Origin of the sequence: Methylotenera oryzisoli (assembly GCF_004661485.1) — a bacterium.
Classification (GTDB): domain Bacteria; phylum Pseudomonadota; class Gammaproteobacteria; order Burkholderiales; family Methylophilaceae; genus Methylotenera; species Methylotenera oryzisoli.
The window spans coordinates 98,610-121,651 of record NZ_PQVH01000001.1; the positions used below are offsets into that span (position 1 = coordinate 98,610).

Consider the following 23,042-nt stretch of genomic DNA (forward strand, 5'->3'; position numbering starts at 1 on the left):
GGATTTTTGCTTACCAATACTTTCAGTGCTGAAGACACACCATCCAACGCAGCTTGGACGATTTTAGATACCGAAGACCAATGGCAAGCGTTTAGCAAACCCATCGCTAATCAAGACATACAGTCCTCGCAGCAATTAGTACAATCTGACTTGTTGCTGGATGGGTTACGATGCGCCGCATGCTCCGGTATTATTGAGCAAGGCTTGAAATCAACGCCGGGCATTGTGAGTGCGCGCGTGAGCATGTCCAAAAAACGTGCGGTAGTGGTTTGGTCGCCCAGCGCAACGCTTCCCTCCAAAATACTCACCGCCATCCATGATCTAGGTTACAGTGCTTTCCCCGCCACTCAACATGAAGATGACCTAGCCTCACTACAAAAACAAAGAGCCGCGTTTTGGCGCTGGATGGTGTCCGGATTCTGCATGATGCAAGTCATGATGTACGCCAGCCCAACCTACTTTACGACGCCGGGCGAAATCTCCAGCGACATATTGCACTTACTCAACTGGGCATCTTGGCTACTGAGTCTACCGGTACTACTGTTCTCCAGCAACGCATTCTTCAGTAATGCATTGCGCGACCTGAAGCAAAAGCAAATCAGCATGGATTTGCCTGTGGCACTAGGCATTATCATCACTTTCATTGTGAGCTCTGCCGCCACGTTTGACCCTAGCGGCTGGTGGGGCAGTACCGTGTATTTTGACTCTCTCACCATGTTTGTATTCTTTTTACTTTCTGCGCGCTTGGTTGAAGTAAAGCTGCATCGCAAAACACTGGGGGCACTAGATAATCTCGCCAGTCGCATTCCTGAAAACACAGAACGACAGAACCCGGACGGCACTTTTGCAAGAGTGCTGAACACCAAGCTGAAAGTGGGCGATATCGTCCGCGTGCAGATTGGTGAGGCGTTCCCAGCTGACGGAAAAATTATTAGCGGCAATACCAGTGTGGATGAATCGCTACTCACCGGCGAATCCACCCCTATCCAGAAAAACCTGAATGATGATGTAATTGCGGGCAGTTACAATCTGCGCCAGCCAGTGTGCATCACACTCAATACCATAGGCGAATCTACCAAATACGGCCAAATTGTTAACCTTATCAACAATGCCGCCGTTGAGAAGCCACGCTTATCCAAGCTAGCAGACCGTGTTGCCCGCCCGTTTTTGATTTTTGTAATGCTAAGTGCCGCTATCGCAGCAGCATTACTATGGAACATAGATCACGGACGCGCCTTAATGACAGCCGCCGCTGTCCTGATTGTCACCTGCCCATGCGCACTTTCACTAGCCACGCCAGCAGCCATGCTTGCCAGTGCCAGCGCCTTTGTGAAGCGCGGCATTTTAATTAAACGCATCCAGGCGATTGAAAACATTGCCGACGTCGATACGATCATTTTTGATAAAACCGGCACACTGACAGAAGATCACATTCAAATTAAAACGATTGTCACAAAAGCAGGGCTGACAGAATCGGCAGCGTTAACGCTTGCCACAACAATTGCACAACATTCGATGCATCCGATTTCACGCGCACTGGTTAATGCCCACAAAGCCAATGACTTACCCTCGCCAGAAATCGAGTTAAATGACATTGAAGAAACATCTGGCGCGGGCATTAGTGCAACCATTAAGTCCGGTGCGGCCGACGTTTCATTACTAGAGCATAGTGCGGTTGGCAATGATCTCAAACTTGGCTCGGCAATTTTCTGCGGCATTGCGGAAATCAACACCAGCACACAACAAGTCTATCTAGCAAACAAGCAAGGCTGGCTAGCCACCTTTACTTTACAAGAAGCCATCAAACACAACGCCGCACTCGCAATCGCGTCGCTAAAAGAGGCCAAGCTCGCTATCGAACTACTATCCGGGGATCGTTCCAGTGCAGTAGAAAACACCGCAAACCAAATTGGCATTACCCAATTCCAATCGGCCTGCAGCCCAGAGGACAAACTTTTACGCCTGCAGGCACTCAAACGTGAAGGCAAAAAAGTATTGATGGTGGGCGACGGCCTGAATGATGGCCCTATTCTAGCCAGCGCCCATGTATCTATCGCCATGGGCAAAGGTGTGCCGCTTACATTGGCACATGCTGATTATGTATTTTTAAATGGCGACATCAGCCAGATTCCACACCTGATTCGCCATGCCAAGCAAACCATGAGGATCATTAAAGAAAACATCGCTTGGGCGATTGTCTATAACTTAATCAGTATCCCACTCGCATTTTTTGGCATACTATCCGCTTGGCTAGCGGGCCTAGGTATGGCTGTTAGCTCACTGATTGTGGTAGCTAATGCACTGCGCCTAACTAAATTTGCATCATCAGAAACAGACACGCACAGCTAATAATAAAGGAGCTCGTCATGGACATATTATTTGTACTCATCCCTCTCTCGGTCATCATGGCACTTGTTGTCCTTGGCGGATTATGGTGGGCAATTTATCGCGGTCAGTTTGAAGATATCGAAGATGAAGGCAAACGTATTTTAGAAGATGACGACTAAAATATTTTTTGCTCAAAAGTCGCATAGGCTATGTACATGCTAACTTATTAGCAGCGCACGGCTCACATAAACCCAGCCTCAAACTGCACTTTTTTCCACGTGCAAATACGTCAAAAAAACCTTTCAAAAATATTTCTATTTGTTTCAAATCTGTAACAAATTCTCTTGAGTAATTAATTTTTTTATGCTAGTTTCTGACATGCGTCAAATTGACGCATATGAAATTGTGTTAGCAAATCATCAATTTAAACGTGAAGCTTGGATGATGCATGACGGTTTCTGGCTCAGATGGCAACATATTGATTGCAAAGCCCAATAACTCGCTATCCCCAACAGGATTTGTCTGGTTGTTTGCTGGTGTTTTCACCATCACCATGACAATTACCATTGGGTTTACGTTAGCAGGTGCTTGGTTAGTGCTGCCATTTGCAGGGTTAGAAATCATCGTGCTGGCATACGTACTCATCAATGCCTACCTGCATTATGGTGACTTTGAAAGCATCAAAATCGTTAATGATGATGTGGTAATAGAGAAATACAGTTATAAAAGTTTTGAGAAATTCACTTTTCAGCGCTACTGGACAAGGGTGACATTACACGACTCCTTGGACGGTACAACCGCGATCTTCATTGGCTCACATGGCAAGGAGGTCGAATTTGGCAGTCGTTACATCAACAAAGAAGAGCGAGAAGTTATCGCCAAGCAACTGAAGCAAGATTTAAAAATCGTTTAATGGTTTTTGTTTTGGGAGAAGGTATGTTGAAGCAGGCTATGAAAAAGATAGGTTTCGGTTTACTTTTGTTACTCACAGCACCGCAAGTGCTTGCTGAGATTCGCTGGAACTTTCCTGAGCCAGTCACTCCGATGGCACTTGATACGCTACATGTACACAATAAATTCATGCTGATTGTTGCCGTGATTTTTGTTGTAGTACTCGCCATCATGATTTACTCACTGATTAAACACCGCAAGAGTGTTGGTCATCAAGCAGTGGTAGACAAAGCACCGTCCACCGCGACAGAAATTTTCTGGACATTGATTCCATTTGTTATTCTACTCGTGATTGACTTTGTCATCATGGGCATCCCTGCCTACCACAGCGTAGTGATGATGGAGGATACTAAAAACGAGTCCGACATGATGATTAAAATCACCGGCTCGCAATGGCGCTGGCAATATGAGTACATAGGCAATACAGACAAAGGGAACCAAAATGGCCTAGTAGATGCCAAAGGTATTAAGTTCACCAGCACCCTATCTACCCCTCAAGACCAAGTAAACGGCACAGTACCTCCCGTTGACGATCCTAAGAGTCCATACCTGCTAGACGTAGATAACCGACTGGTTCTACCGGTTGGCGCCAAGGTACGCATACTCATGACATCAACCGATGTACTGCACAACTGGTGGGTACCACAGTTCGGTTCCTCACGTGTTGCCGTTCCAGGCTTTATCCGTGAAACTTGGGTGCAGGTTGATAAAGCAGGTACTTATCGTGGCCAATGTAAGGAGCTATGTGGCAAAGGTCATGGCTATATGCCAGTTGTGGTTGATGCGCTACCTAAAGCTGAATACGCAGCCTGGGTAGATCTCAAGCAAAAAGAAATCAACGCACAAGCTGCAGGCGCAGATAAAGAGTGGAGCAAAGACGAGTTAATCGCTCAAGGAAAGGCCGTCTATGATAAAAACTGTGCAGTCTGCCACCAAGTATCCGGTGCAGGCCTGCCTCCAGCGTTCCCCGCACTCACTGGCAGCAAAATCGCAACTTCACCAATCTTTGACGCCAGCGGCAAATATCTGCCAGACAGCCATTTAGATCGAGTCCTCAACGGGATACGTGTGATGCCAGCATGGAAAGCGCTATTAAATGACACTGAAATTGCTGCCGTCATCACTTATGAACGCAACGCGCTAGGCAACAGTGTGGGTGATGTTCTTCAACCCGCGCAGGTTAAAGCCGCACGTCAATAAACACAGGTACAGGAGAGAGTTATGAGCACTACTACAGTCGCACATCATGATGAGCACACTGACCACCCGACGGGGATCATGCGCTGGCTAACTACCACTAATCACAAAGATATCGGTACCATGTACCTGACCTTCTCGCTGATTATGTTCTTGGTGGGTGGGTCAATGATACTTGGCATTCGTGCCGAGCTATTTCAACCAGGCTTACAATTAATTAAGCCAGACTTCTTTAACCAGCTCATCGGCGTGCATGCACTGATTATGATTTTTGCAGCACTCATGCCCGCGGCCACCGGCTTTGCCAACTGGATGTTGCCATTGCAAATTGGCGCGCCAGACATGGCGTTACCGCGCTTAAACAACTGGGGCTTTTGGTTACTGCCTCCGTCTGCAATTTTACTCACCCTGCCATTTACGCTAGCGCTATTTGGCATTGGTGACGGCGCACTGGCAACCGGCTGGACATTCTACCCACCACTCTCGATTCAAGGTGGCATAGGCGTAGATTTCGCAATCTTTGCAGTGCACTTGCTAGGTATTTCTTCTGTATTAGGCTCTATCAACATTATCGTCACCTTATTTAACATGCGTGCACCAGGCATGACACTCATGAAAATGCCGATGTTTGCATGGGGCTGGTTGATTACTGCATTCTTGTTGATTGCAACGATTCCTGTACTTGCAGGCGCCGTCACCATGCTGCTGACAGACCGTCATTTTGGTACTCACTTTTTTGACGCTGCTGGCGGCGGCGACCCCATCATGTTCCAGCACTTATTCTGGTTCTTTGGTCATCCTGAAGTATATATTTTGCTGCTACCGGTATGGGGCTTCATTCCACAAATATTACAAACGTTCTCACGTAAACCAATGTATGGCTATAAAGCACAGGTATATTCATTATGGGCTATCGGTGCAATGTCAGTCGTTGTGTGGGCGCATCACTTCTTTACCGCTGGAATGCCGGTACCCGCGCTGCTCTACTTCATGTACAGCACCATGGCCATTTCACTTCCGCTCGCTGTATTGTTCTTCTGTTGGATTAAAACCATGTGGCGCGGCTCCATGAGCTTTGAAACCCCGATGCTGTTTACAGTAGGCTGGATTATCCTATTTGGTATCGGCGGTTTAACAGGCTTAGTGCTCGCTGACGTTGCAGCCGATGCGCAATATCACAACAGTTACTTTGTTGTCGCCCATTTCCACTACACACTATTTGCTGGTGGCATCATGGGCATTATGGCTGGGGTTTACTACTGGCTGCCAAAAATGACCGGGCATATGTACAACGAAAAACTAGGCCAATTACATTTCTGGCTCACCGCGATTTCCTTTAACCTTACCTTCATTCCGCAATTCTTCTTGGGTCTAGCGGGCATGCCACGCCGCATTCCAGACTATGCATTACAGTTTGCAGAGTTCAACATGATTTCATCCATGGCTGCATTTGTACTTGGCTTATCGCAACTGATCTTTGTTTATAACATTATCAGCACAGTCAAAGGCGGCAAAAAAGCAACGAGCCAAGTGTGGGAAGGCGCAGAGGGGCTGGAGTGGACTTTGCCATCTCCACCGCCTTACCATAGCTTTACCGAGCAACCGATTATTAAATAGGATAAGGCAGTTACTTAATTGATATGAAAAATCAAGAAACTACCAGAAGTGATAAAAACAAGAAAGTAGCCATTGTTTTGGCGGTAATCGCGTTCATTTGGTATTTAGCATCCATGTTTACCATATGGAAATAGATGCAAACAAAACCGACCTAAGCGCTACGGAACTTAGGTCGGCAGCCAACAAAAGGCTAGGCTACAAAATGATATGGGTAGTCGTTGCGGCACTTTTGTTTGCATTTGCATTAGTGCCAATATATGACGTGTTATGCACGATGACAGGGCTAAACGGGAAAACCAAAAGCACTGTCAGCGAGCTAAACAACACCAAGGTAGATGAAACACGCTGGGTAACCGTGCAATTTACCACTAGCACTATGCCTGGACTGGGCTGGAACTTTTATCCTAAACAATCCAGTATCAAGGTGCATCCTGGCAAAGTGGAAACCGTACTGTTTGAGGCGAAGAATATCACCAATGAAGTGGTGGCAGGTAGAGCAGTGCCTAGCGTAACACCAGGCGTAGCTGCTGCTCATCTTAAGAAATTAGCATGTTTTTGTTTTGAAAGGCAGGCGCTTAATCCGGGGGAAACAAAGCTATTGCCGTTACGTTTCTTTGTAAGCCCAGACATACCTGCAGACGTAAAAGAGATGACTTTATCTTATGCATTCTTCAGTGTAGATAAATAAGCATCCAAGTAATTAAAGAGTAAATAACGGGTAATTAAATTGAAAAAATAACGCATATATTGGTCTAGATAAAACAATAACCATCATTTATTGATTTTATTTTAGCTACAAGCAAGTTAAATAATGTAATGGGGAGCTTATGCATGACAACACATTCAAATAATCATTACTATGTCCCACATGGCGCTTTATATCCTGTCGTTTTATCAGCAGGGTTACTCACACTGGCGTCCGGTTTTATTTTTAGTGTAGCTACTGATAAAAACAAAGATCTCGCATACCTGCAAACACCAGGAAAATGGATGATGTATATAGGTGCAGCCATCATTTTACTGATGACGTTCAAATGGTTAAGTGCAGTTGTGGTTGAAAGCATTACCGGCCAATATAAAAAATGGGAAGACAAATCCTTTCGTATCGGCATGATCGTCTTTATCTGCTCTGAAGTTGCTTTTTTTGCCGCATTCTTTGGTGCGCTATTTTATATGCGTATTATTTCGGTACCCGACCTTGCGGCGTTCGACCCCATCTTTACCCCTTACAAAGACTTCCTTGGTACATGGCCATCTGCGGGCCCTGGCGGCACGGTACTAGGCACAGAATACAAGCCTGGCACACTGACACCAATGGCAGCATGGGGCTTACCTGCCATCAATACCGCATTACTGCTTAGCTCAGGCGCAACCATTACCTGGGCACACTGGGGCTTATTGAAAGATAACCGCAAACAGCTGATTTTCGGTTTATTTCTAACCGTTGCTCTAGGTACAGCATTCTTGGTTTGCCAAGCCTTCGAGTATCACGAAGCCTATACCCATATGGGACTAACCTTGGGTAGCGGTGCTTATGGTGCAACATTCTTTATGCTGACCGGCTTCCACGGCTTCCACGTCACATTAGGCACCATTATGCTAATTGTGATTTTGTTACGCTCCATGCAAGGGCATTTCTCGGCTAAAAGTCATTTTGGCTTTGAAGGTGTTGCTTGGTATTGGCACTTTGTAGACGTGGTTTGGCTAGGGTTATTTATTTTTGTGTATTGGTTATAACACCATCAAAAAATAAGCGGCGCATATGCGCCGCTTAGTTAAACTAACACTGCTAAATTAATGAGTTACTTTACGAAACCCTTAGGTAGCAGCATGCGGAATCCAATTGAAGTAATAGCCGATCAACAAAAACACAAACAAGGTAATAGAAAGACCAATACGTATGGTCAATGCTTTTACCGTACGTACCCCAGCATCTTTATCTTTGGCCAAAAAATACAATGCTGAAAACAAGCTAGCAATGATGACAAACAGCACCAACACAATAACAACTTTGAATATCATAATCATGTCCTATCAGTTTAGTTAAGTCATTATGCGATGCACATCAGACAAATGCAATTTAGATTAGGAAATTACTTACTGCGCCCTTCATGGCAAGGCTTATTGATTCTGATGATTTGCTTACCACTATTTATCAAACTAGGCTTATGGCAATACCACAAAGCGCAGTTAGGCACAGAAATCCAGTCTAGCTACAATCGTTCACTAAAGCAGGATGCATTAAGCCTGCCGCGCAACTTCAACAATTTAGACGCGTGGAAATACAAAAAAGTAAAAATAAAAGGCCACTATGAAACCGAGTATCAAATACTGCTCGACAATCAAGTGGAAAACAATGTGGCAGGCTTTCATGTCATCACCCCACTCAAACTTGATGGCAGCAACGATTATGTATTAGTTAACAGGGGCTGGGTAGCAGGCAGCGCCACACATACGGATTTACCAAGAATCAGCACGCCCAACCAAGCATTAGAAGTCACAGGCTTAGTCTGGTTGCCTAGCAGCAAGATTTTTACACTGGAAAGTGAACCGCAAAAAAGCACATGGAATGTCATCTGGCAACATATGGATATGGAGCGTTACCAAAAAATCGTGCCTATTCACATATTACCGCTGGTGATTAAATTAGATGCCAAAAGTAATGCAGGTGGCTTTGTGCGTAACTGGCAACTGCCTACCAGTAAGATTACAACCAACATAGGTTACGCTTACCAATGGTTTGGGTTTGCGCTGGCTAGCGTACTTATTTTCTTATTCACCAGCATTAAAAAAGCCAACAATACCAAAATATAGGCAAAATCATATGATAAATACGGCCATGGACAGCACTGAGTATCTCAACCAGCAACGTAGAGGCCGCTTAATACTCTTATGCATGTTGATTTTTTTTATTATCCCTATCATCGCGGTTATCGCGATGTACAAACTTGACTGGCGCCCTAAGGGAGAAAGTGTGGGCGAGTTAGTGTCACCGCCTAGGACGTTATCTATCAGTCAGGCACTCATCAATAGCAATGGCACCAAGGTAAGCACCAGCTTGCTCAAAGATAAATGGAGCATGGTCTATGTCACCACGGACTGTGACCTCCAATGCAAAAACAAGCTGCACCAGATGCGGCAGCTACATGTTTCTTTATACAAAGAAATTCCACGCATGCAGCGTGTGTTAATCACGACGACACCTGATGTTGCTGATATTGCACGCAACTACCCAGAACTATTAATCATCAATCAACCTGCAGACGATGTCATTGCATTCAGCCAGCAATTCAATATAGACAATGAAACCGCCATTAACGCGAATAGAATTTACCTGAGTGACCCGCTGGGCCAGCTTATCATCAGCTATCACGCCTCTACATCACCCGCACTGGTTCGCAAAGATATCACGCGTTTAATGAAATACTCTTGGACAGGCTAGTCATGGGCTACAAACTCTTTAAAAATCTATGTTTGTTTGGCGCCATACTCGCACTATGTGTTGTCGTGCTTGGTGCTTATGTCAGACTATCTGACGCAGGACTAGGCTGCCCGGACTGGCCAGGCTGCTATGGCACCCTCACTGTGCCACAAAGTGAAACTGCGATTCAGCAAGCACAGATGCTACATCCAGATAAACCAGTTGAAGCCGCTAAAGCGTGGAAAGAAATGGCGCATCGATACTTAGCAGGCTCGCTAGGTTTAGTGGTGCTGGCAATTTTCGTACTGGGATGGATCAATAAGCACCAATTATCGGTAAAGCCTATACTGACCACAGCATTACTTATCATCATCCTATTTCAAGCCATGCTAGGGATGTGGACGGTCACCATGCTATTAAAACCGGTGATTGTTAGCGCACACTTAATTGGTGGTTTAATCACGCTGGGATTGCTCACCTGGTTAGCGCACCGCCATTGGGTCACGCATCACAATATACCGCACACCCCACCCCACTTAAAGCTAATGGTCCGCGGCGCAATATTGATATTGCTGCTACAAGTGCTGTTAGGCGGATGGACTAGTACCAACTATGCCGCGCTAGCCTGTACAGACTTTCCTACCTGCCATGGTCACTGGCTCCCAGAAATGGATTTTAATGATGCTTTCCATCTGGTGCGTGAGCTCGGACAAAGCGCTAATGGTGGTAATTTAACGCTGGCATCACTGACCGCTATTCAATGGACGCATAGGATAGGCGCACTAATCACGTTTATTTACATGACCACACTGGTGTTGCAACTGCTCAAACTACCCGCATTAAGGAAAATCGCGCTGTTGCTACTCAGCTTGTTAACAGCACAGGTCATCATTGGCATCGCCAATCTTATTCTGCACTTACCTTTGGCATTAGCCGTACTGCACAATCTGGGCGCAGCATTACTTGTTATTACCACCATCGTTCTTAACTCTAAAATCACGGAGCATCAACATGACCACTCAAAAACTTAAAAGTGAGCTACACATGCACGTTAACGTCATGGGCCAAATTAAAGCACTCGTTCCGCGATTAAAAAACTTTTTTCCACTGTGCAAGCCACGTGTGACTTCACTGATTGTGTTCACCGCATTGATTGGTATGTTTTTAGCTACGCCTAACATGGTACCGCTACCGCTGTTGTTTGCGACAACGCTCGGCATTGCGTTTGCGTCAGGAGCGGCGGCAGCTTTTAACTGCCTGATTGAACACAAAATTGACGCCAACATGGCGCGTACTCGCGCCCGCCCTCTGCCTACAGGACAAGTGTCATCAAGTGAAACTATGGTGTTTGCCACGTTACTAGGCGGCACCGGGTTAGCAATTCTGTATTTTTATGTTAACCCACTGACCATGTGGCTAACACTAGCCACCTTTGTTGGTTATGCCGTGATTTATACTATCTTCCTTAAACCGGCAACACCGATGAATATCGTCATTGGCGGCGCTTCAGGTGCCATGCCACCTATCTTGGGTTGGGCTGCCGTCACCAACACCGTTTCACCAGAGTCACTGATTATGTTCTTAATCATCTTCGCTTGGACACCTCCACACTTTTGGGCACTCGCACTATACCGCAGAGAAGAATATGCCAAAGTTGGCATGCCCATGTTACCTGTCACGCATGGTGAAACCTTTACCTTGTTACACATCCTGCTCTACACCGTTATTTTGGTGGCAGTATCACTCATGCCTTACGGCCTAGGTATGAGTGGTATGATTTACTTAAGCTCAGTGCTGCTGTTAGATGCTATTTTCATGGCTTATGTAATTAAACTTTACTTGCATTACTCAGATGCACTAGCTAAGCGCACTTTCAGATACTCCATTATTTATTTAACCCTATTATTTGCAGGTTTATTAATTGATCACTACTTGCCACTTTAAATGCTAAAAAATATTTAATGTAAACAAGCATTACAGTTCATGTACTGACACTTGCCTGCACACACAAAAAGTCGCTAAATCCAATGTAAAAGCGAAGATTACGTTGTATAATTCCGCGATTAAAGCACGTGCACTATTGTTTAGAATTGAAACGGATGCTGATATGACTACGGCGCTAGGGCCCGCCAATAGTCATGAATATGATTTGGTTTTATTTAAGGATGAAAGTAATGAGCACTAATAATGTAGAAACGTTTTACGACGACTACGTCATACGCCGGTTTAGCGTAATGGCGGTAGTTTGGGGAGTTCTTGGAATGTTAATGGGGGTGATTGTTGCCTCACAACTTGCATTTCCTGAATTAAATTTAGGACTGCCATGGACCAGCTTTGGTCGTTTACGTCCACTGCACACCAACTTGGTTATTTTTGCATTTGGTGGCTGTGCACTGTTTGCTACGTCGTACTATGTAGTACAACGTACCAGCCAAGCTAAACTAGCATTTCCGATGTTGGCTCGCTACTCATTCTGGGGCTATCAAGCCGTCATTATCGCAGCGATCATCTCTTTACCTTTAGGCTACACTCAAGCTAAAGAATATGCAGAGCTAGAATGGCCTATCGACTTACTACTATTGGTAGTTTGGGTGATGTACGCGATTGTTTTCTTTGGCACCATCGCAAAAAGAAAAATCAAACACATTTATGTAGCAAACTGGTTCTACGGTGCATTTATCATCGTGGTAGCAATTTTGCACATCGTTAACAGTGCTGCAATCCCTGCCGAATGGATGAAATCATACTCAGCTTACGCTGGTGTACAAGATGCAATGATCCAATGGTGGTATGGTCATAACGCAGTTGGCTTCTTCTTGACTGCTGGCTTCTTGGGCATGATGTACTACTTTATTCCTAAGCAAGCAGAACGCCCAGTGTACTCATACCGCTTGTCTATCGTGCACTTCTGGGGCTTGATTTTCACTTACATGTGGGCAGGTTCACACCACTTACATTACACCGCGCTACCTGACTGGACACAATCAGTAGGTATGGTACTGTCTTTAATCCTATTAGCACCAAGCTGGGGCGGCATGATTAACGGCATGATGACAATGTCAGGTGCTTGGCACAAACTTCGTGATGACCCTATTTTGCGCTTCTTAATCGTTTCATTGTCTTTCTACGGCATGAGTACGTTTGAAGGACCAATGATGGCGATTAAAACCGTTAACTCACTTTCACACTACACAGACTGGACCGTAGGTCACGTGCACTCTGGTGCTTTAGGCTGGGTTGGTTTTGTATCTATGGGTTCACTGTACTTCTTAGTACCTCGCTTGTGGGGTGTAAAACAAATGTACAGCAAGAAAGCAATTGAGTTGCACTTCTGGTTAGCAACGATCGGCGTAGTTCTTTACATTACCGCAATGTGGATCTCAGGCGTTACTGCTGGTCTAATGTGGCGTGCGATGAATGACGACGGTACATTAACTTACACATTTGTTGAGTCTGTTAAAGCAATGCATCCATTCTACGTAATCCGTATGACTGGCGGCTTGATGTACGTTACTGGTATGGCCATCATGCTGTGGAACGTAATTAAAACAGTTCAAATGGGGCAACCTGCTCGCGCCAGAATCCCTTCAACAGTTGTTCATGCTTAAGAGATCGAAAATGTCAGATAAAGAACAAAAAGGCTTTAGCCACGAAAAAATTGAAACCAATAGTTTCTTATTGGTAATCTTAATTTTGGTTGTGGTTTCATTTGGTGGCTTGGTTGAAATCGTACCGCTATTCTTCCAAAAATCAACGACACAACCAGTGGAAGGCTTAAAACCTTACACCGCACTGCAATTAGCTGGGCGCGACATTTATATTCGTGAAGGCTGCTACAACTGCCACTCACAAATGATTCGCCCATTTAAAGCTGAAACATTACGCTATGGTCACTACTCAGTAGCTGGTGAGTTTGTTTACGATCACCCATTCCAATGGGGTAGTAAACGTACAGGTCCAGACTTACAACGTGTAGGCGGCCGTTACAGTGATGAATGGCATCGCATTCACTTGATTAACCCTCGTGATTTGGTACCTGAGTCTGTTATGCCTGCCTACCCATGGCTTGAGAAAAACCTAGTAGATGCGAAAAACTTACCTGCACACATGCGCGCTTTAAAAATCGCCGGTGTTCCATATGCTGATGCTGAAATTAAGAGCGCAGCTAACGATGTTTATGGAAAAACAGAGATGCAGGCTGTAATCGCCTACTTGCAAGTGCTTGGTACAGCGCTTAAACAATAAGCAACTGAATCATGGACACTATTGGTTTACGCAGCATTGCCACAGTCTTAGCCCTAGTTACCTTTGTAGGTATCTGGGTCTGGGCTTGGTCTGGGCGGCATAAAAAAGACTTTGACGAAGCGGCAAGATTGCCGCTTGAGGGAGATGAAGAATGAGTGATTTTACAAGCGATTTCTGGCCGTATTTTATTTCGGCAATCGTGATTGGCGGTATCGTTTTCTGTTTAACGGTACTATTTATGACAAGCAAGTCACATGATCCAGCGCACACAGGCGAGTCAACTGGCCACGTGTACGATGAAGACATCATTGAAATGAACAATCCTATGCCAAGATGGTGGATGTGGATGTTCATTATTACTTGTGTGTTTGGTGCAACTTACCTATTCCTGTTCCCAGGCTTAGGTACTTACCAAGGTAAACTAGGCTGGACTGCGCTTAAACAGTATGAACAGGAAGTTAAAGAAACCAATGACCGTATTGCGCCAATCTACGCAAAATTCACATCCATGAAGGGTGAAGAAGTTGCGCAAGATCCAAAAGCAATGGCAATCGGCGAGCGTTTATTCATGAACAATTGCTCACAATGCCACGGCTCTGACGCACACGGTAGCAGAGGCTTCCCTAACCTGACCGATAATGATTGGTTACATGGCGGTTCACACGAAACCATCAAACTAACCATTACTAACGGCAGACATGGCATGATGCCTCCTATGGCGGCGGCAATCGGTAGTGCTGATGATGTTAAAAACGTAGCCAACTATGTATTGAGTTTGTCTAACAGTGAGCACGACGCTGAGCGCGCAGCATTAGGTAAAGAAAAATTTGCCGCATGTGCAGCTTGTCATGGCCCTGATGGTAAAGGTAACCAAGCGATTGGTTCAGCGAACTTAACTGACAACATCTGGTTGCACGGTGCTGGTGAGGCAGCGATTATCCAACGCATTAACAATGGCATAGATAATAAAATGCCAGCACAAGGATCACGCCTGACACCTGAACAAATTCACGTATTGGCTGCTTATGTTTGGCGTTTCTCTAACGCAAAATAATTAGTCAGAAGCTAAAAACTAGCTAAGATTAATTTAATACAAACAACATCTTAACGCCCACTATTTGGCTTATGCTAAAATGGTGGGCGTTTTTGTATTTATTCACCGAATTTCTAAATTAAGTCTGAATTAAAGTGTCAACTAAGCCACGTACACCAAAGAAAACGATTCCTATCATTAACGACCCGGCACAGCCAGTCACTAGATCATTGTACGAGCCACACCAGAAGATTTACCCGCGTAACATCTCAGGCTTCTATAAAAACTGGCGCTGGACAATGATCTGGATTACACAGATTGTATTCTATGGTGTGCCATGGCTAGAGTGGGGGCAACGCCAAGCCGTGCTATTGGATATTAGTACGCACCGTTTTTATATTTTCGGTTTAGTGCTGTATCCGCAAGACCTTATTTATTTAGTAGTCATTTTAATTATTGCCGCCCTAGCCCTGTTCTTATTTACAGCTGTTGCCGGCAGGCTTTGGTGCGGTTTCGCATGCCCACAATCTGTCTACACTAAAATATTTTTATGGATAGAGCGGCAAGTGGAAGGTGACCGTGCCTCGCGTCTACGTCTAGATGCAAGTAAACTCAACACTAACAAACTATCCAAAAAAACGATCAAGCATGCCCTTTGGATCAGTTTTTCAGCATGGACAGGTTTTACTTTCCTCGGTTACTTTACCCCTATCCGCGACCTCATACATAACATTTCTCAATGGAGCTTAAGCCCATGGGAAACATTCTGGATTTGTTTTTATGCATTTGCCACTTATGGTAACGCTGGTTTTTTACGCGAACAAATCTGTAAGCACATGTGTCCATACGCACGCTTCCAAAGCGCGATGTTTGATAATGACACACTCATTGTGACTTATGATCAAGAGCGTGGTGAACCGCGTAGCGGCCGCTCGCGTAAGGTAGATGCAAAACAAACTGGCTTGGGTGACTGTATTGACTGCAGCTTCTGTGTGCAGGTATGCCCAACCGGTATTGATATCCGCAATGGCTTACAGCAAGAGTGTATTAGCTGTGGCTTATGTGTAGATGCTTGTAATAGCATTATGGACAAAATGGAGTACCCACGTGGCTTAATTCGTTTCTCCACACAGAACGCACTCACTAATCACTGGTCACAGGAACAGGTACTGAAGAAAATCTTACGGCCTCGCGTACTCATTTATAGTGCCCTATTGCTGCTGATGAGTGCCGGGCTTGTTTACTCGCTGGTCACACGCATTCCATTTAAGGTAGATGTCATTCGCGACCGCGGTGTGATGTCACGCATTGCACCCGGCGGTAAAGTTGAGAACGTTTACCAACTGCAAATCACCAATGCTTCAGAGCATGTTGAAACTTATCATATTTCAGTATCTGGCATTGAGGACTTATCTCTGGCTTCTGATTCAGAATTTACTGTGAACGCCGCAGAGTCAAGAATGGTAGCAGTGAGTTTACAGATCGCAGATGGCTCGATTAAAAGTGGCTCACACCCAGTAGTATTTGAAATTGTTGCAGGCGATTCAAAAGAACGTTTATTTGAAAAGTCTATTTTTTACATGTCTCGTTAAAGAGGTAATCTTATGTCAACAAAACAAACGCAAAATGAAAAAGCAAAGTGGTGGAAATCTGGCTATGCGTGGCTAGTGTTCTGTGGCCCAGCCATTGTGGTGGTGGCTAGCTTAACTACCGTATATATTGCCGTGAATGGACAAGACCCAGTGTTAGCGCATGATGAAACTGCACAACAACGCCATAGCAAGCAGCTCACGACTGACGAAAAAAATGCGTTGGAACCTGCTGTTCTTGCGCGCAACCACGCGGCTACCGGTGTAAATCTGGATAAATAGCAGCGCAATGCAAACCGCGCTTATTTACAGCTCACTACTGATGGGTATCGCAGGCGGCCCGCATTGTGTTGCCATGTGTGGTGCTGCGTGCACCGCGCTCACACAGTCACCGCAAACGCCTTACGCAATTTACCATTATCATATTGGCCGTTTATGTGGGTATGCCATGCTGGGGGCAATCGCCACATTTGCGATTCAAAGTATTGCCTGGCTATCTAGCTATAGCAGCGTATTGCACCCATTATGGACATTCTTCCATGTATTGATATTCTTCTGGGGAGTATTGCTCATCATCTACGCACGCCAGCCGATCTGGGTAGACCGTGCCGGACGCAATATATGGGGGCATGTAAAAAAGCTTAGTACCAAGCAAGGCGGCCACTTTTATATTGGCATGCTGTGGGCGCTCATGCCGTGCGGCTTGTTATATTCAGCACTGGTGATTGCGTCATTTAACGGTAACCCATTAGACGGTGCATTAAGCATGTCAGCGTTTGCACTGGGCTCCAGCGCATCCCTATTCTTGGCGCCATGGCTATGGCTAAAACTGAAGACCAACACGATTGAGCCTTATGGCATGCGTTTAGCTGGTGTGTTACTTAGTGCGGCAAGCGCTTGGGCAATTTGGATGGAGCTTACCCATAACACCAAAGTATGGTGCGCTACATAATCTGGCTATAGCTACTCTACTGGTAAAAATAACGCTAAATAGCCAATAACTTTAAACCATCAGTAGCAGTATTCCATAACAAAAACATTTGTTTATCTTTTTGCAACAGCACCGGGTAATCAGCCACCCCGCTGCTCTCACTCAGCACATGTGGCAAATTCCAGCTTTTTCCAGCATCATCAGACTTCATCATCCAGATTTGATGCTTTCCTAGGTCTTTTTCACGCCAAACCAACCAAACATTGTCTGCAATTGCGGCAACAGCCGGGTGACCAGCCTGTTTTTTCATATTGCCAAACTTTTTGGCCGGTGATGACACCCATGCCTCGCCATCCATACGTGCATAATATAGCGTTGCCTTTCCACCCGCATCGTCATTACCGCCATCAAACCATGCCATGTGGTAGCCCCACCAGTCGTCGCCTTCACCACCACTAGCCAGCGCCGCGCCGTGATGCGGGCAGCCGTCTACCTTCCAACGGCCAAAGGTTGCGCGCTTAGGCTGGGGCATGCTTTGATTGGCTGGAATCTCCGCCATCATATGGTCACGCTCGCTCCCTTCAAACACATGGCGCCACATCGCAGCCACAGCACCATCGGGTTTATTAGTTAGCGCGATACGACAACACTCACAGCTGCTGTCGGCAAGCTTTCGCTCCAATGAAAAACTTACACCTTTATTCTCTGAAACAGCATAGTAAATCGCAGCGCCTTCATAAGGTTTATTGGCGGCTTTCGCTGCTAATAAATCTCGCTTATCCACCCAAGTAACGGTGATTTTTCCATGTCTGTTCACATTAAGTGAATCAAAGCGATGGGTGATTTCTGACTTATCTTGATGCACCAACATAGGCTTTTCAAACGTTTTTCCTTGGTCTATAGATCGAGCAAACCATATGTATCCAGTAAACGGTGCTTTAAGCCCTTCGGTCCAGGTGACATATAAATTACCTTCGGGGCCAATAGCTATCTTTGGTCGCGCCTCGCCATCGGCACCTATCTTTTGAGGCTGAGCGTTTACCTTAAGTGGCTTAGTAAAGCCTTTACCACCATCTTTACTTGTATCTACCACGACAAAACCGTCTTGCACACCGACCCGCCATAGATAACCGCTAGCATCAAAGGCAACACTTACCGCCAAACTGCTCTTTTGCGGATGAGTGTGGTCCTCATGTGCTTGTAGCTGTGAACTCAAACAAAGCAAAAAAGCAAAAAATATAGTGGTAATTTTCATGATCAGTAATCAAATTTCAGTTGAACGTAACCTGTCCGCTGTGGATAGGGATGAAACACATAAGCTTTGTAATTATTGAGGTTATCTACGCCCACGCTTGCTGTGAATCGATTTGCAAACTTGTAGTTAGTTTTAAAATCTACGACAAAGAACTTACTTGCAGCACCAAATGTACTGTCATTCACATCACTATTATCAAGTGCATTGTATTGGCGGCCGCTATAGCGTGCTGCAACACTATACGTGAGATTGTTTCCGCTGTGGTAAGTAGCAACGGCTTTCAACATGTTGCGTGGAATACGCGGAGGTTTATTACCAATGGTATTAGGTGCGGCCTTGTTACTTAACACCTCTGCCTCTGTAAAAGTGGCACTCCCTTGAAAATCCAAACCATGTATCAATACATCTTGCCACTGCGTAGCTAACTCTAGGCCACGCGTACGAATATGATCTACATTCTGCACAAAGCTACAGCCGCCAGACCTAGTACAAGTGCCTGTATCGTAAGGAATAGCGCTGTTAATAGCGATGTTTTGGGAGATAAGTGCATCGTACTTATTCTCACTAAACAAGCTCGCTCTAATCAAACCACGGTCGTAACGTCGCTCAGCTGTTAGCTCCCCCGCAATTACTTCCTCGGGCTTTAAATTAGGATTAGACTCAACAAAATAGGCAGTAGCGCCATTTTGCAATGGCTGAAACATCTCGCTTACGGTTGGAAAGCGAAAGGCTTGCCCTAACGCCGCGCGAAAACCCCAAGCGGGCACTGGCTCAAAGCTAATAGAGACTTTGGGGGAAAATTTTGCTTTAGCTCTGTCTTTATAATCTGCGGTTTTTAATACATTAGCAATAGTCGTTTTGTTCTGGCCATCTTCAGCTTGCCAAAGTTCAGCACGCCCTCCCAAAGTGAGGGCCCAATTTTGATTAATCTGCCATTTATCTTGTGCGTAAAGTGCATGTGTGAGAGTTTTGCCACGTGCTGATGTATTTAAAGCTCCTTCGTTGCCAACTTTCCAATCCGCAGTATTATATGTATCACTGTTTAGCGTATATTGATCAACATGGTAGCCTAAATCAAGCGTATGTTCCTTTGGTCGTAAAGTAGCGCGCGCATCGAACACAGTCCAACCTGTTCCTGACAAATCAGTAATGCGGCCAGTTCTTGTGATGTAAGGGTTACCCTGAACCACCGTACCTGAAGCAAGTGCATTAGCAGCGCTATTTTTATCTTTTTGATAGTCATAATCAGATAATGTGAATTGCCAATCGAAAAAGCCTTTAGTATTAGATTTCATATCGAATGCCTGCATGATATGAAGCGATTCGGCTTCGGCTGGATTCATCCCTGAAACATCATATCTTCTTCCATTAAACGTAACCCTACCGTTATATACAGGATTGCCTGCAAGGTCTTTAATGTAACTCTCAACATCCGTTGTGCTCCTCATATCCCAAACACCCAAGGTATAGGCTAACTTAATCGCTGGACTAATGTCGTAGGTTGCTTTCAACTTGATATTAGTCTGTTTGGTATGATCTATACTATTCGCACCAAAAATCACTCTGTCCGCATTTGTCTCACTTTTATCCTGATAGGCGCCATTCACTACTGTGCCACCTGCTGGTGTGGTTGAAAGATTAGCCGTCGAAAAATTCATCGGTTGCCCTTCATTTTCAAGATAGTCAGCCCCCACCCAAAATGAAAAATCATTGACCTTATTACCAAAAGAAGCGGTCAAATGATTACCTTGATAATGCTCGTCAGTCCCATATAGTTTAAAACCTTGCGCAAAAGTCTGTGCACTTGCATGTGACTCTAGTTTGTCTGGCATGCGCGTCGCAATACTCATCACCCCACCAAATGAGTTACCTGCATAAAGCGCAGAGAAAGGCCCGTACATCATACTAATACTTTCGATTTCTTCTGGGCTCACCATTCCCCAACGTGGAGGAAATGCAAACGAGTTGCCTAGTAAGTTAGAAATTAATACGCCATCTGCATAAAGCAGGCTTTGTGCACTAGATAAGGTACCAATCGTACGGGTTGCGATAATGCCGTTTCTGTCACCGATAAAACGTTCACGTACTTGAATACTAGGAAGGTATTTCAGGGTTTGTGCAGGTGTTGCTGCGTTAACATTCTCTTCGATTTGCCTTTTATCAAAAGTCTCGACAGTAGCTGGATGTTTACTGATACGACTATCAATCATGGGCGCGCGTACTTCAACCGCATCTAAATCAATCATCTCATTATGCTCGGCAAATAATGTGCCGCTAAAGCTCGCTGCGATGATGGTTGAAATTAGCTTAATCCGCATTGCATTCCCCTGATTCTTAATATACAAATTCTACAGTTATTATTTTTAATGTTGATTGACGGCTTACCAGCAATTACCATAGACATGTCTATAGCATCATCCTGATACAGTGATATATTGATGGATTAGCAGTATATTTTAGATATGCGCGCTGCGTAATGTGACCAATTGTCGCAGGGGCTATGCGCATAAATGCGCGACAATTTGACGCAATGCAATTTAGTCATGAGCACGTATAATAATCAGGTGATGAATACGCATTTCCCCACTTTAGAAAACCCAACGCGCCGTAACTTGCAGCGCTTGTTTTTACTGCGCAGCGTCATGATTGCATTCATGCTGGCCGCCACACTGGCACTATATTACCTGCATATTCCACTGCCAAAAATTCCTATCGCGCTTGCTGTAGGCGGCATGCTGCTACTTAACCTGATGACGTTATTGCGCCTGCAGAAATTCAGCAATGTGACTGACCATGAATTGCTATTACAGTTACTGGGGGATTTACTCGGGCTCACAGTCTTATTTTATTTTACTGGCGGCTATAGCAACCCTTTAGTGTGGATGTATTTACTGCCGTTGACGATTGCAGCTGCTGCCTTAAAACGTGAGTACACTTGGCTACTGGCAGCTATTGCCGTTATTTGCTACTCCACACTGGTGTTTTATTACGTACCATTATCACACCTGCATATGCACTATCTGGCTGGGAAGTCGCTAGATATCCATTTGGTAGGGATGTGGCTCGGCTTTGTGGTGAGTGCAGGCATTATTGCTTTCTTTGTCACGCGCATCGGGCAAAGCTTACGTGATTATGATCAAATACTAGCTGCGGTTAGAGAAAAATCGCTAGAAAGTGAGCGTGCACTCTCATTAGGAACGCTCGCTGCCAGTGCCGCACACGAATTAGGAACACCACTCGCAACCATGGCTGTAATTAGCAAAGAACTGGCACGAGACTTATCAAGTCAGCCAGAGCAATTACAACAGTTAGCCATTATCCGCACGCAAATTGATCGCTGTAAGGAAATACTTTCATCTATCACACGCAATGCTGGCGAAAGCCGAGCAGATGCGGGGCATGGATTACCACTAAGTCAGTTCTTACAAGATGCGATTCAGCGCTGGCGTGATACGCGCCCAGCAACAGAGTTAGTGGTCAATTTTAGTGGTGGCACCAGCAACCCGTTAATTTTCACAGACAGAACATTAAGCCAGGCCATACAGAATTTATTAGACAACGCTGCCGATGCATCGCCAGAGCGGGTGCTATTTGATGCGAACTGGAATGAAAATACCTTGCAGATGTATATTAGAGACTTTGGTAACGGGCTTAGCGATGAAGTGAAAACACAGCTTGGCAAACCGTTTTTCAGCTCAAAAAATGGCAATGGCATGGGCTTAGGTGTGTACCTCACGCAACTGATTATTGCAAAACTTGGCGGGACGCTTACCCTCACCAATCATGACGAAGGCGGTGTGCTCACCGCCATCACATTGCCACTACACCAATTGCGCATAGCTCATTAAGGATATGCTCATGCCTGAGAACGACGCAATAGACTCAAACAATACAGCAGACTTAAGATCTAGCGATGTACAGCCCACTCTGCTACTGGTGGACGATGATGAGGTATTTTTGAATGTACTGGCAATGGCGATGCGCAAACGCGGCTTTTTAGTGACACTTGCTAGCAGTGCTGAGTCGGCCTTTGCCATTGCGCAGAACGACCCACCGGAATTTGCTGTCGTTGACCTTAAAATGTCAGGCAACTCTGGCCTAGTATTAGTCAGGCAGCTGGCAAGCTTACAAGCAGCAACAAAAATAGTAGTGCTCACAGGCTACGCCAGTATCGCTACGGCGGTAGAAGCAATTAAACTGGGGGCAACTCACTACTTGGCTAAACCGGTCGATGCGGATGAAATTGTTGCTGCATTTGATAAACAAGCTGGGGATTCAGAGGTTGAACTAGCGTCGTCACCACTACCAGTTGGCAGATTAGAGTGGGAGCATATTCAGCGGGTACTTTCAGAGAATGATGGCAACATCTCCGCCACCGCTCGCAGCCTAAATATGCACAGACGTACGCTACAAAGAAAACTAGGCAAGAAACCTAGCATTAACCCAAGCATTATCTAACCACATCAAGACCCGCC

23 protein-coding genes are annotated in these 23,042 nt (G+C 45.3%); 20 read left to right on the forward strand and 3 right to left on the reverse strand.

The genetic code is table 11. From position 1 onward, the window contains the following. Positions 1–6: 6 nt before the first annotated feature. The 7 genes from C3Y98_RS00480 (at position 7) to C3Y98_RS00510 (ending at position 7,830) form a co-directional block, all read left to right on the forward strand. A complete protein-coding gene (locus tag C3Y98_RS00480; RefSeq protein ID WP_135276175.1) occupies positions 7–2,349 on the forward strand; it encodes a heavy metal translocating P-type ATPase in 2,343 nt (780 codons plus the stop codon). A gap of 17 nt (positions 2,350–2,366) precedes the next feature. Next, the gene (gene ccoS, locus C3Y98_RS00485; protein WP_135276176.1) at positions 2,367–2,507 is read left to right on the forward strand and encodes a cbb3-type cytochrome oxidase assembly protein CcoS; all 141 of its coding nucleotides are present in this window, start codon (positions 2,367–2,369) and stop codon (positions 2,505–2,507) included. A gap of 269 nt (positions 2,508–2,776) precedes the next feature. Further along, complete coding sequence (locus tag C3Y98_RS00490; protein ID WP_135276177.1) at positions 2,777–3,241, forward strand: DUF2244 domain-containing protein; 465 nt, start codon at positions 2,777–2,779, stop codon at positions 3,239–3,241. Between the two features lie 23 nt (positions 3,242–3,264). Then, entirely contained in the window at positions 3,265–4,479 is a 1,215-nt protein-coding gene (gene coxB, locus C3Y98_RS00495) for a cytochrome c oxidase subunit II (RefSeq protein WP_135276178.1), read from the forward strand. A 21-nt stretch (positions 4,480–4,500) separates the two neighbouring features. After that, positions 4,501–6,093, forward strand: coding sequence for a cytochrome c oxidase subunit I (ctaD, locus tag C3Y98_RS00500; protein ID WP_135276179.1), 1,593 nt, complete (start codon positions 4,501–4,503; stop codon positions 6,091–6,093). A 124-nt stretch (positions 6,094–6,217) separates the two neighbouring features. Next, positions 6,218–6,781 (forward strand): cytochrome c oxidase assembly protein, encoded by a 564-nt coding sequence (locus tag C3Y98_RS00505; RefSeq protein ID WP_135276180.1) that lies wholly within the window; start codon positions 6,218–6,220, stop codon positions 6,779–6,781. A gap of 143 nt (positions 6,782–6,924) precedes the next feature. Next, the gene (locus C3Y98_RS00510) at positions 6,925–7,830 is read left to right on the forward strand and encodes a cytochrome c oxidase subunit 3 (RefSeq protein ID WP_135276181.1); all 906 of its coding nucleotides are present in this window, start codon (positions 6,925–6,927) and stop codon (positions 7,828–7,830) included. Positions 7,831–7,911: 81 nt separating this feature from the next. On the opposite strand, the gene C3Y98_RS00515 is transcribed toward C3Y98_RS00510, so the two are convergent. Next, on the reverse strand, positions 7,912–8,115 hold the full coding sequence (locus C3Y98_RS00515) for a twin transmembrane helix small protein (protein WP_135276182.1): 204 nt from the start codon (positions 8,113–8,115) through the stop codon (positions 7,912–7,914). Positions 8,116–8,151: 36 nt separating this feature from the next. Here C3Y98_RS00515 and C3Y98_RS00520 point away from each other — a divergent pair, with 36 nt between their 5' ends. The 11 genes from C3Y98_RS00520 to C3Y98_RS00570 all read left to right on the forward strand — a co-directional run bounded on the left by C3Y98_RS00520 (position 8,152) and on the right by C3Y98_RS00570 (position 17,333). Beyond that, the gene (locus C3Y98_RS00520) at positions 8,152–8,907 is read left to right on the forward strand and encodes an SURF1 family protein (protein ID WP_135276183.1); all 756 of its coding nucleotides are present in this window, start codon (positions 8,152–8,154) and stop codon (positions 8,905–8,907) included. 10 nt (positions 8,908–8,917) lie between these two features. Beyond that, complete coding sequence (locus C3Y98_RS00525) at positions 8,918–9,535, forward strand: SCO family protein (protein WP_135276184.1); 618 nt, start codon at positions 8,918–8,920, stop codon at positions 9,533–9,535. A gap of 2 nt (positions 9,536–9,537) precedes the next feature. Continuing rightward, the gene (locus tag C3Y98_RS00530; protein ID WP_135276185.1) at positions 9,538–10,545 is read left to right on the forward strand and encodes a COX15/CtaA family protein; all 1,008 of its coding nucleotides are present in this window, start codon (positions 9,538–9,540) and stop codon (positions 10,543–10,545) included. A gap of 13 nt (positions 10,546–10,558) precedes the next feature. Next, a complete protein-coding gene (gene cyoE, locus C3Y98_RS00535; RefSeq protein WP_425339455.1) occupies positions 10,559–11,458 on the forward strand; it encodes a heme o synthase in 900 nt (299 codons plus the stop codon). A gap of 230 nt (positions 11,459–11,688) precedes the next feature. Next, positions 11,689–13,122: a cytochrome-c oxidase, cbb3-type subunit I gene (gene ccoN / locus C3Y98_RS00540; protein WP_135276186.1), complete on the forward strand. Its 1,434-nt coding sequence runs from the start codon at positions 11,689–11,691 to the stop codon at positions 13,120–13,122. Between the two features lie 10 nt (positions 13,123–13,132). Continuing rightward, positions 13,133–13,759 (forward strand): cytochrome-c oxidase, cbb3-type subunit II, encoded by a 627-nt coding sequence (ccoO, locus tag C3Y98_RS00545; protein WP_135276187.1) that lies wholly within the window; start codon positions 13,133–13,135, stop codon positions 13,757–13,759. A gap of 11 nt (positions 13,760–13,770) precedes the next feature. Continuing rightward, entirely contained in the window at positions 13,771–13,914 is a 144-nt protein-coding gene (locus C3Y98_RS00550) for a cbb3-type cytochrome oxidase subunit 3 (protein ID WP_135276188.1), read from the forward strand. Beyond that, the gene (ccoP, locus tag C3Y98_RS00555; protein ID WP_135276189.1) at positions 13,911–14,813 is read left to right on the forward strand and encodes a cytochrome-c oxidase, cbb3-type subunit III; all 903 of its coding nucleotides are present in this window, start codon (positions 13,911–13,913) and stop codon (positions 14,811–14,813) included. The genes C3Y98_RS00550 and ccoP overlap by 4 nt, the downstream gene beginning before the upstream one ends. A 134-nt stretch (positions 14,814–14,947) precedes the next feature. Beyond that, on the forward strand, positions 14,948–16,384 hold the full coding sequence (ccoG, locus tag C3Y98_RS00560) for a cytochrome c oxidase accessory protein CcoG (protein WP_425339454.1): 1,437 nt from the start codon (positions 14,948–14,950) through the stop codon (positions 16,382–16,384). 12 nt (positions 16,385–16,396) lie between these two features. After that, positions 16,397–16,663, forward strand: a complete 267-nt coding sequence (locus tag C3Y98_RS00565) for a hypothetical protein (RefSeq protein WP_135276190.1) — start codon at positions 16,397–16,399, stop codon at positions 16,661–16,663. Positions 16,664–16,670: 7 nt separating this feature from the next. Further along, complete coding sequence (locus C3Y98_RS00570; protein WP_135276191.1) at positions 16,671–17,333, forward strand: sulfite exporter TauE/SafE family protein; 663 nt, start codon at positions 16,671–16,673, stop codon at positions 17,331–17,333. A gap of 34 nt (positions 17,334–17,367) precedes the next feature. On the opposite strand, the gene C3Y98_RS00575 is transcribed toward C3Y98_RS00570, so the two are convergent. Together C3Y98_RS00575 and C3Y98_RS00580 are read right to left on the reverse strand one after the other, a co-directional pair. Continuing rightward, entirely contained in the window at positions 17,368–18,567 is a 1,200-nt protein-coding gene (locus C3Y98_RS00575) for a sialidase family protein (RefSeq protein ID WP_167759880.1), read from the reverse strand. Between the two features lie 2 nt (positions 18,568–18,569). Then, a complete protein-coding gene (locus tag C3Y98_RS00580; RefSeq protein ID WP_135276193.1) occupies positions 18,570–20,885 on the reverse strand; it encodes a TonB-dependent receptor in 2,316 nt (771 codons plus the stop codon). Positions 20,886–21,110: 225 nt separating this feature from the next. Between C3Y98_RS00580 and C3Y98_RS00585 the strand changes: the two genes are divergently transcribed. Next, positions 21,111–22,415, forward strand: a complete 1,305-nt coding sequence (locus C3Y98_RS00585) for an ATP-binding protein (protein ID WP_245234274.1) — start codon at positions 21,111–21,113, stop codon at positions 22,413–22,415. A gap of 10 nt (positions 22,416–22,425) precedes the next feature. Next, a complete protein-coding gene (locus tag C3Y98_RS00590; protein ID WP_280818724.1) occupies positions 22,426–23,025 on the forward strand; it encodes a response regulator transcription factor in 600 nt (199 codons plus the stop codon). Positions 23,026–23,042 lie beyond the last annotated feature (17 nt).